Genomic DNA, 1,870 nt, shown 5'->3' on the forward strand with positions numbered 1-1,870 from the left:
ATTTAGAGGAAAACTCAACTAATGGCCAAATTGGCCACCAATTAAAAAGTAGAGATAAAATAGGAGACCAATATGATCTTTCTCCTAGAATGGTATCAAGATATCTAAGAATAGATACTCTTATAGCAGAACTAAAAGAAAGACTTGATAATAATGAAATTCCTTTTACAGCAGCTGTTGATTTATCTTTCTTGAAACAGGAAGAACAAGAGATAGTAGAAGACATATTAGATGACTATGGATTTAAAGTAGATCTAAAGAAATCAGATATTCTAAAATCCTATTCCCAAGGAAGTAATTTTAAATATGACAAAGCTTATGAAGTGTTATCAGGAAAGTATTTCAACAAACCTAAGAAAGTTAAAAACTTTAAATTAAAACCAAAATTAATTAATAAATATTTTAAAGAAAATCAAACTCAAAAAGAAATAGAAGAAATCATAGAATATGCATTAGAATTATATTTTTCACAAAATAATGAGTTGGAAGAGGAAATAGAAGTTTAGAGGAAGGTGAAGAAAATGCGAAGATTATTAATAACTATATACTTTGATATTGAAGATGATAGACCAGATGAAGACAGGGATTATGATAGGTTTATATTAGAAGTAGATAGTAGGAACTTTAGAAGAAGATTATTTGAAATATTTGATGAAAAGAAATATTCATGGGATGATTATCAAAAATTTAAAAGAGGATATAAACCAATAATGAGTATAGACCAATTAGACTTAACAGATTTAGATGTGTTTACAGCTAATGAATTTTCTATAGGTGATACCAATATAGAAGAAATAGAAATTTAGAAGTAGGTGATAAATAATGGCCCATAAAAGGCTTAGATTTACAGATGAAGAATTAACTCAAGCTAATAATGTTAATTTAATGGACTATGCAGCAAACATAGGATTGGAATTAAAAAAGGTAGGAAAAGATTCATATCATATAGAAGGCTATGGAGGACTATATATAAATCCTATCTTAAATAAATGGAACTGTTTCTCTAAGGGAGAAGGAGGTGGTCCAATACAATTTGTAATGTTCATAGAGAATAAAACATGGGTAGAATCAGTAAAGCAATTACTAGGCTTTAATCCTACTACCAATCACCATAAGCAATACAGTATAGCTAAAAGAAAAACAGAAGAAAAAGGAGAGTTTATTCTTCCAGAAAAAAGCAACACTTATAAACATGTCATAGCTTATCTGATAAAGACAAGAAAAATAGATAAGAACTTAGTATATAAATTAATCAAAGAAGGTAAATTATATGAAGACAAAAATAAAAACTGCGTATTTGTTGGATATGACAATAATAATAATCCTAGATATGGAAATTTAAGAAGTACTAACACTAATACTGTATTTAAAGGTGATGTAAAAAACTCCGATAAAGCATATCCTTTTGCTATTGAGGGTACAAGCGATAAGGTATATGTATGTGAATCTCCAATAGAAGTTCTTAGTTATTTAACTATTTTAAAGTTATATAATATCAACTCCTTTAACCATCATATTATCTCCTTAGGAGGGGTATCTGATAAGGCATTGAAACAATACTTAGAAGACAATCCAATGATCAGGTATATAGTCCTATGCCTTAATAATGACAAAACGGGGATTAAGGCCACTAATAAAATTAGAAGTGGGTATAAAAATAAATATAACGTCATAGAACAGTATCCCATCAATAAAGATTACAATGAAGATTTGATAAATACAACATATAATCAAATTTTTACGGAGAAAAATGTGTTCCTTAGGCGTGGCGAAGAAGAGAAGTTCAACTTGGAACTATAGCTCTTCTTTTTTGTTTTTCAATATCCAGGGTGTACCTAACAAAGCTTTGCTTTGAAAGGGCAAGATTACC

The 1,870-nt window shown here is 28.8% G+C and carries 3 protein-coding genes; all 3 read left to right on the top strand.

The window, feature by feature from the left end:
• Positions 1-506, top strand: a 506-nt coding sequence (locus VK998_RS01685) for a hypothetical protein (protein WP_325224777.1), incomplete at its 5' end; no start/stop codon positions are given.
• A gap of 15 nt (positions 507-521) precedes the next feature.
• Complete coding sequence (locus tag VK998_RS01690) at positions 522-806, top strand: hypothetical protein (RefSeq protein WP_325224780.1); 285 nt, start codon at positions 522-524, stop codon at positions 804-806.
• A gap of 16 nt (positions 807-822) precedes the next feature.
• Entirely contained in the window at positions 823-1,800 is a 978-nt protein-coding gene (locus VK998_RS01695) for a DUF3991 domain-containing protein (RefSeq protein ID WP_325224782.1), read from the top strand.
• The last annotated feature ends 70 nt before the right edge of the window (positions 1,801-1,870 follow it).

It is taken from the genome of Schnuerera sp. (assembly GCF_035459645.1).
GTDB lineage: Bacteria > Bacillota > Clostridia > Tissierellales > Tepidimicrobiaceae > Schnuerera.